6 protein-coding genes and 1 pseudogene are annotated in these 7,884 nt (G+C 69.4%); 4 read left to right on the top strand and 3 right to left on the bottom strand.

All coding sequences use genetic code 11. From position 1 onward, the window contains the following. Positions 1–428: pseudogene (locus tag G4D87_RS29395) on the bottom strand (patatin-like phospholipase family protein); the annotation flags it as partial. 78 nt (positions 429–506) lie between these two features. Here G4D87_RS29395 and G4D87_RS29390 point away from each other — a divergent pair. Continuing rightward, a complete protein-coding gene (locus G4D87_RS29390) occupies positions 507–2,186 on the top strand; it encodes an amidase (RefSeq protein ID WP_205507763.1) in 1,680 nt (559 codons plus the stop codon). A gap of 1 nt (position 2,187) precedes the next feature. Here G4D87_RS29390 and G4D87_RS29385 read toward each other — a convergent pair whose 3' ends face one another. Next, positions 2,188–2,565, bottom strand: a complete 378-nt coding sequence (locus tag G4D87_RS29385; protein ID WP_163786019.1) for a DUF1330 domain-containing protein — start codon at positions 2,563–2,565, stop codon at positions 2,188–2,190. Positions 2,566–2,591: 26 nt separating this feature from the next. Continuing rightward, positions 2,592–3,317, bottom strand: coding sequence for a 2OG-Fe(II) oxygenase (locus G4D87_RS29380; protein ID WP_163786018.1), 726 nt, complete (start codon positions 3,315–3,317; stop codon positions 2,592–2,594). Positions 3,318–3,423: 106 nt separating this feature from the next. Here G4D87_RS29380 and G4D87_RS29375 point away from each other — a divergent pair, with 106 nt between their 5' ends. The 3 genes from G4D87_RS29375 (at position 3,424) to G4D87_RS29365 (ending at position 7,757) form a co-directional block, all read left to right on the top strand. Continuing rightward, positions 3,424–4,464: a methyltransferase gene (locus G4D87_RS29375; RefSeq protein ID WP_338045007.1), complete on the top strand. Its 1,041-nt coding sequence runs from the start codon at positions 3,424–3,426 to the stop codon at positions 4,462–4,464. Positions 4,465–4,637: 173 nt separating this feature from the next. Beyond that, positions 4,638–5,480, top strand: coding sequence for a hypothetical protein (locus tag G4D87_RS29370; RefSeq protein ID WP_163786017.1), 843 nt, complete (start codon positions 4,638–4,640; stop codon positions 5,478–5,480). Between the two features lie 114 nt (positions 5,481–5,594). Beyond that, the gene (locus G4D87_RS29365; protein WP_205507762.1) at positions 5,595–7,757 is read left to right on the top strand and encodes a hypothetical protein; all 2,163 of its coding nucleotides are present in this window, start codon (positions 5,595–5,597) and stop codon (positions 7,755–7,757) included. Positions 7,758–7,884: the final 127 nt, after the last annotated feature.

Below are 7,884 nucleotides of genomic sequence, written 5' to 3'. Positions count from 1 at the left end.
CCCCGGCACAGCGCGGTGACGACGTGCAGCCGCGCCCAGGGGTGGCCCAGAATCTCCGCTTCGCCATCCTCGCCCAGCAGCGCGTCCAGGATGCGCTCGCAGGTCTCGCTCACCTGGGTGGGCGTGGGCTTGGGCGGATAGCGCTGGTCGATGTACGCCGCCTCGAAGCGGCGCAAGGCCAGCACCGGGTCCTTCTGGGCCACGCAGGCGAGCCGCCAATTGCCAATGGAGCTGCCGATGAGGTGGAGGGGGCGCGAGCGGTTCTGGAAGAGGCCCGCGAAGAGCGCCCGGTCCAGTCCCGCCAGCACCAACCACTTCGGACCGCCGGAGGCGCCGGGGACGACGTCCACGTCATCTCCGCGCAAGCCCCGTTCGCGAATGAGCCGGAGCGCGTCCGGTCCGGCCAGGAGCGTGAGGTGGGAGGCCATATCGGCCCGCGAACCTAACGAAGCCCCACCGGGGTTGCGACCCTTCGCGTTCCCCCGGCGTGCGGTAGCCTCGTCATCATGAAGAAGACCGCTGCCTCTCCCGGTACCCCGCTGGGCCTCAGCCGCCGTGTGCTCCTGGGTGGAACCGCCGCCGCCACGGCGCTCGCCTCCCTGGAGGTCTCCGCCTCCGCGGCCCCGACGCCCGCGCGGCCCTTCGAGCTGGCCGAGGCCACCGTGGTGGACCTCCAGGCCGGGATGAAGACAGGGGCGCTCACCGCGCGAGGCCTCGCGGAGCGCTACCTCGCGCGCATCGCTGACTGGGACTCGCGCGGGCGCCTGCCGCTGCGCTCCGTCATCGAGCTGAACCCGGACGCGCTCGCCACGGCCGCCGCGCTCGACCAGGAGCGCCGCGAGAAGGGCCCTCGGGGCCCGCTGCACGGCATCCCGGTGCTGCTCAAGGACAACATCGCCACCGCGGACCGGATGCAGACGACGGCGGGCTCCCTGGCGCTGGTGGGCGCGCGGCCGCCGCGGGACGCGTTCATCGTGGAGCGCCTGCGGGCCGCGGGCGCGGTCATCCTGGGCAAGACGAACCTGAGCGAGTGGGCCAACTTCCGCTCCACGCGCTCGGCCAGCGGCTGGAGCGCGCGGGGTGGCCAGACGCGCAACCCGTATGCGCTCGACCGGACGCCCTCGGGCTCCAGCTCGGGCTCGGGCGCGGCCACGGCCGCCAACTTCTGCGCCGTGTCCGTGGGCACGGAGACGGATGGCTCCATCGTGTCGCCTTCGGCGGCCAGCGCGTTGGTGGGGCTCAAGCCGACAGTGGGACTGGTGAGCCGCGCCGGCATCATCCCCATCTCCCACAGCCAGGACACCGCCGGCCCCATGACGCGCACCGTGGCGGATGCCGCGGCGCTGCTCAGCGTGCTCGCGGGCGTGGACCCGGCGGACGCGGCGACGGCGGCGAGCCGGGGCAAGGCCCATGCGGACTACACAAGGTTCCTCGACGTGGACGGGCTGAAGGGCGCTCGCATCGGCGTGCCCCGGGAGCGCTTCTTCGGCTACCACCCGGCCACCGACGCGCTCGTGGAGGAGGCCCTGGCGTTGATGAAGTCCCGCGGCGCCATCCTCGTGGACCCGGCGCCGATTCCCACTGCGGCACAGCTGGACGCCCCCGAGCTGGACGTCCTGCTCTACGAGTTCAAGGCGGGGCTGGAGACCTACCTCGCGACGCTGGAGGAGGGGACGGCCCCGCGCACGCTCGCGGAGCTCATCCGCTACAACGAAGCCCACGCGTCGTCGGAGCTGCCGTACTTCGGCCAGGAAATCTTCCACATGGCGCAGGCCAAGGGGCCCCTGACGGACAAGGCCTACCTCAAGGCCCTCCAGGCCTGCCGCCGTCTGTCGCGTGCGCAGGGGCTGGACGCGGTGATGAAGAAGCACCAGCTGGATGCGCTGGTCGCGCCGACGCAGGCGCCCGTGGGGCTCATCGACCCCATCAACGGCGACCACTGGCTGGGCAGCAGCTCCACGCCCGCGGCCGTGTCGGGCTACGCCTCCATCACCGTGCCCGCGGGGTTCGTGTACGGCCTGCCCGTGGGACTGTCCTTCATTGGCGGGGCCTGGAGCGAGCCCCTCCTGCTGAAGCTGGCGTATGCCTACGAGCAGGCGTCGAAGCACCGCCGCCCGCCCACCTTCGCGGAGACGGCGGACCTGCGGGTGCCCGCGGGCGCGGGGGGCCCGCCCGCGAAGCCCTGACTCAGGGCTCCGGCGAGGTGGCCCAGGGCGTGGTGGCCTGGAGCACGGCCTCCTGGAGCGCCTCCGTGCGCAGGTGCGCGATGTGCTGGTACTCCGGGTCCGCCACCATTTGCAGGAAGGCCGCGCGGCTGGGATAGCGGACCAGGAGCACCGCGTCCCACGTCTGCCCGGGCTCGGCCACCAGCGCCGTGGAGCCGTCTCCCGCGTAGAGGGGCTGGGCGCCCACCTTCTGGATGAAGGGCATCACCGCGCTCGCGTAGGCCGCGTAGGATTCGCGTCCGCCTTCCTTGAAGCGCACCAGGTTCAGGATGACCACGGGGCCTCCCGGGTCCTCTTGTATGAAGCGTTCAACGTCGGTGCGCTGGGGATCGACGGCCACGATGCCTCCTCGGTTCGGGATGAAAGCTATTCCAACGTGTCAACGGAGCCGCCACCGGGCTGCTCGCGCTGGTGGTCGAGATATGCGGCGAAGCCTGCCTTGGATTGGATGCGGAAGGCGGGGATTCTGGCGAGCGCCTCAGGCGGGAAGGTGTATTGCTCACACACGAGGCTGGCGCGGCTCGCGCCCTCCTGGCTTCCGGTGAAGGGCCGCACCTCGTGCTGGAGGTCGCCGCGGAAGTGGACCAGCAGGCCCTCGCGGGGGCGGATTTCACCCACGGGGGTGTCGTGTTGGAGCAGGCGCAGCTCGCCGCCCTGGGCGCGCTCGGGGACCTGGAGGTAGAGCACGCTCACGTGCCGGGGCGTCGCATCGGGGACGCCGCTGGGCTCCTGGAGTGTCGCGTCGATGTGTCGCCCCACGCCGCGCCCCGCCTCGAGGAGCAGGAGGTTGAGATAGAATGCGTTGGGGACGGGCCGCTCCCGGCGCGAGCCCCAGAGCCGCTCGTGCCAGGGCAACAGTCCTGTCGCGCTGGCCGGGTCCAGCACGCGGGCCAGGTAGGTCGCCAGGAACGGGAAGCGGGCCTCCAGGGTGGCACGGCCCTCGCGCGTGAAGATGAAGGCAAACCCGCGGCTGGCCTGGAACGTCCCCATCAACGGACTGCGGGCCACGAAACGCGAGCCGAGCAGGGCGGTCCGCAGGTCATGAAGCGCGGTGCGGGGCAAGGCCTCTCGGCGGGTGATGTAAGCGCGCACGGGGGGACTCGGACTTCAGGGTGAACAAGAGAACCGTAGCAGTTTTACAGCCTACCTTATAGGTTGCAGACTTGCCGATGCTTCTCAACTCCTTGGAGACGGACACATGAGCCAGCAACCTCGAGCCTCTCACGCGCCTCCGCCCGCCGCTCTGCAGATGACGCAAATGGTCTATGGCTTCTGGGTTTCCCGAAGCCTTCAAATCATGGCGGAACTCGAGCTCGCGGATACCATCGGTGATACGCCCAAGACGGTGGAGGAGCTCGCCGAGGCCAGTGGGACGCATGCGCCCACGCTGCGCCGGCTGCTGCGGCTGCTCAGCGGCCTGGGCGTGCTCGTGAAGGACGAGTCCACGCAGCGCTGGGCCCTCACGGAGCTGGGCGGGATGCTTCGCAAGGACAACCCCGGCTCCGTGTATGGCTCGCTCCGGGCGCATGGCCACATCCTGTCGTGGCAGGCGTGGGGAGACCTGGCCACCGCCTTGAAGACGGGCAAGCCCACGGTGGAGAAGTTCATGGGCGACTCGTTCTTCAACTACATGACGACACACCCCGACGTCGCCGCCATCTTCAATGGCAGCATGGCCGCGTACCAGACGCTGAACGCGCCCGCGGTGGTGAACGGGTATGACTTCTCCTCCGCGCGCAGCATCGTCGACGTGGGCGGTGGCACGGGCATGCTGCTGACGCACATCCTCAAGGCCAACCCCGGCGCCCGCGGCACTGTCTTCGAAATGCCTCACGTCGCCGTGGAGGCCCGCGAGCGGATCGCCGAGCAGGGGCTGTCGTCGCGGTGTGACGTTGTCGCCGGTGACTTCTTCCAGCGCATCGCCCCCGAAGGCCAGGACGTCTACATCCTGTCGCAGATCCTCCATGACTGGGATGACGAGCAGAGCCTGGGCATCCTCAAGTGCATCCGCGCGGCGATGCGCCCCGACTCGCGGCTGCTCATCGTGGAGACGGTGCTGCCCGGCGACAACGTGCCGCACTTCGGCAACCTCTACGATTTGGCCATGCTCGTGCTCGTGGGCGGCCGGGAGCGCACGGGCCCGGAGTACACGGCGCTCTTGGAGAAGGCGGGCCTGCGACTGTCCAACGTCTTCCCGACGACGATGCCGCCCAGCGTCGTCGAAGCCGTGGTGGCCTGAGCCCCCGCCGGTCGCCGTGAGGCGGGGGCTCCGCGGTCCGCCCGCCTCCGGCGCCGCCGGGACAGCAGGGCCTTCTCCGCACCTGCCCGGCCGCCCGCTCAGGGGCGGGGCAGAAAAGCGCAAGCTGCGTTTTCGACGGGAATGACATTCGATTAGAGTGGGGCGCAAGCCGTATGAGCGCCTTCCTCGACACCATTCTGGCCTTCCCGACCGCCCTCTTCACCATCGTCCTTGGCGTGGTGATGACGTACTGGCTGTTCGTCATCGCGGGCGCGGTCGGCATCGACCTGTTCGATGGGGACGTCACGCTGGAGTCGGGCGGCAAGGCGCTGAGCGGCGCCATCGAGGGCGGTGGCAAGGCATTGGGCGGGGCCATCGAGGGTGGTGGCAAGGCATTGAGCGGGGCCATCGAAGGCGGTGGCAAGGCATTGGGCGGCGCGAAGGCGCTGGGTGCCCATGACGCGGACTTCGACGTCGACGGTGGCGGAGTCCTGGCGGCCATGGGCTTCGCGGGCATCCCCATCACCGTGTCCGTGAGCTTCGTGGTGTTCATCGCCTGGTTCCTGTCGGTGATGAGCGCGCAGCCGCTGCACGCGGCGCTGGGCGGGGTGGTGCCGTCGTGGCTGCTGAGCAGCGGACTGGGGCTGGGGTGCTTCGCGGCGGGAATGGTGACGGCGGGCTTCGCGGTCCGGCCCTTGCGGCCGGTGTTCGTGGCCAGGCGCGCCCCGGGGCGCGACGCGCTGATGGGTCGGGTGTGCACCATCTCCAGCCGCGGCGTGACGGCCAGGACGGGCCACGCGACCTTCGAGGACGGCGGGGCGGGCGTCATCCTCAACGTCGTCTGCGCGAAGCCCAATGAGCTCAAGCGAGGCCAGCCGGCGCTCATCCTCGCGTACGACGCGGAACGGCGCGTCTATGAAGTGGAGCCGGTCGACTGGTTGCTGCCGGAGGAGCTGGAACAGCTCCAGGACCCGGCCCGCGCCGCGGCCCTGGCTCGCGTGAAGGCACGAGGCTGAGTTTTACCGGTCGCGCCGAGGGAGCGACCGTCAGATTCGACGCCGGAGGGCTTTTGCGGGGGACCTCCGGCGCCTGATACAAGGCCCGCTGTCATCATCAATCAGGAAATGGCCATGGACCCCATTACCGCGGTCGCTGCCGGCATCGGTGGCATCATCCTCCTCGGAGGCATCCTCCTCACCATCGTCCGGCTCTACCGGCAGGTGGACCAGGGCAAGGTGCTCATCGTCAACACGCTGAAGAACGAGCCGGTCGTCACCTTCACCGGCGCGGTGGTGTTCCCCATCATCAACCGGGCCGAGGTGATGGACATCTCCTTGAAGACGGTGGAGATCGACCGCCGCGGCAAGGAAGGCCTCATCTGCCGGGACAACATCCGGGGTGACATCAAGGTCACCTTCTTCGTCCGCGTGAACAAGACGCGCGAGGACGTGCTGAAGGTGGCGCAGACCATCGGCTGCGCGCGCGCCTCCGACCAGGAGACGCTGGAGAACCTCTTCGAGGCCAAGTTCTCCGAGGCCCTCAAGACGGTGGGCAAGAGCTTCGACTTCGAGGAGCTCTACACCAAGCGTGAGGAGATCAAGGACCAGGTCGTCAACGTCATCGGCCGTGACCTCAGCGGGTACATGCTGGAGGACTGCGCCATCGACTTCCTGGAGCAGACCCCGGTCGAGATGCTGGACAAGGACAACATCCTCGACGCGCAGGGCATCCGGAAGATCACCGAGCTGACGACGAAGCAGAACGTCTTCACCAACGAGCTGCGCCAGGACGAGCGCATGGCCGTCACCAAGCGCAATGTGGAGGCGGATGAGGCCATCTTCGCCCTCGAGCGCCAGCGTGAAGAGGCCGCCGCGAAGCAGAAGCGCGAAATCGACAGCATCCAGGCCCGCGAGACGGCCGAGGCCGAGCGCGTGAAGCAGGAGGAGTACGCCAAGGCCCAATTGGCGCGCATCAAGGCCGAGGAAGAAATCAACATCAACGAGCAGAACAAGTCCCGGCAGATCGAGGTCGCGCAGAAGAACCGCGAGCGCGTGGTGGCCGTGGAGACCGAGCGCGTGGAGAAGGACCGCGCCCTGGAGGCCATCAACCGCGAGCGTGAGACGGAGCTGCAGCGCATCGCCAAGGAGAAGGCGCTCGAGGTCGAGAAGAAGCTCATCGCCGACGTGGTGCGCGCCCGCATCGTCGTGGACAAGACGGTGGCGGAGGAGGAGGAGCGCATCAAGGATCTGCGCGTGAAGGCCGAGGCCACCCGCCGCAAGGACGCGCTGCTCATCACCGCCGAGGCGCAGGCGCAGGAGAAGCTGGTCAAGGACATCAAGGCCGCCGAGGCCTCCAACGAGGTGGCCAAGTTCACCGCCAAGGAGAAGCTGACGCTGGCCGAGGCCGAGCTGGAGGCCGCGGACAAGACGGCGAAGGCGAAGGTCCGCCTGGCCGAGGGCGTCCAGGCCGAGGCCGCCGCCCAGGGGCTGGCCGAGGTCCGCGTGAAGGAGGCCGACGCGCAGGCGCAGGAGAAGCTCGGCATGGTCAACGTCCGCGTGAAGGAAGCCGAGGCGGGCGCCATCGAGAAGCAGGGCCACGCTCAGGCGAACGTCGTCCGCGAGAAGCTGCTGGCGGAGGCGGCGGGTGCGCAGGAGAAGGGCCTGGCCAACGCGCGCGTCCTGGAGGCGGAAGCCGGCGCCATCCAGAAGCGCGGCGAGGCGGAGGCCATCGCCACGCGTGAGAAGCAGCTGGCCGAGGCCGCTGCCATCCAGGAGAAGCTGCTGGCGGAGGCCCGCGGCCTGGCCGAGAAGGCCGCGTCCATGAAGCTGATGGACGGCGTCGGCCGCGAGCACGAGGAGTTCCGCCTCAAGCTCAACAAGGAGCGCGACGTGGAGCTGGAGTCCATCCGCGCGAAGAAGGACATCGCGCACGCGCAGGCCGAGGTGCTGGCCAAGGCGTTCGGCAACGCGAAGTTCAACATCGTCGGTGGCGACGGCCAGTTCTTCGAGCGCTTCGTCAAGGCGGTGTCGTTCGGCACCGCGGTGGACGGCGCGCTGGACCACGGCGAGGCGCTGAAGACGGCGCTGGGCGGCTACCTCAACGGCGAGAAGGACCTGCCGGCCGACCTGAAGGAGATTCTCTCCAAGCCGGGCCTGAGCAACGACGCGCAGAACCTGGCCGTGGCCGCGCTGCTGCACAAGATGGCGGCCAGCCCCGTCGCCGCGACCTCCGCCGGCCTCAAGGCGCTGGTGGAAGACGTGGCGCGGCCGGGCACGGTCGACAAGCAGGGCTGACAGTCCCAAGGGGCCACCGCCGTGAACAGGCGGCGGTGGCACGGCCGTAAGACGACCCTCACTCCGGCCTCCCCTCCGGGGTGGCGCCCCTCCGCTCGGGAGCTGTGTCTTATATACATCTGACGCT

The sequence above is a fragment of the Myxococcus vastator genome, assembly GCF_010894475.1.
In the GTDB taxonomy this organism is placed as follows: domain Bacteria; phylum Myxococcota; class Myxococcia; order Myxococcales; family Myxococcaceae; genus Myxococcus; species Myxococcus vastator.
Note: the sequence above shows the minus strand (reverse complement) of the source record. Positions and strands in the feature narration are given on the sequence as shown.

Bases quoted from the DNA above. Each gene is read 5' to 3' on its own strand.
- G4D87_RS29375 (WP_338045007.1), top strand. From the start codon at position 3,424: ATGAGCCAGCAACCTCGAGCCTCTCACGCGCCTCCGCCCGCCGCTCTG.
- G4D87_RS29365 (WP_205507762.1), top strand. From the start codon at position 5,595: ATGGACCCCATTACCGCGGTCGCTGCCGGCATCGGTGGCATCATCCTC.
- G4D87_RS29390 (WP_205507763.1), top strand. From the start codon at position 507: ATGAAGAAGACCGCTGCCTCTCCCGGTACCCCGCTGGGCCTCAGCCGC.
- G4D87_RS29370 (WP_163786017.1), top strand. From the start codon at position 4,638: ATGAGCGCCTTCCTCGACACCATTCTGGCCTTCCCGACCGCCCTCTTC.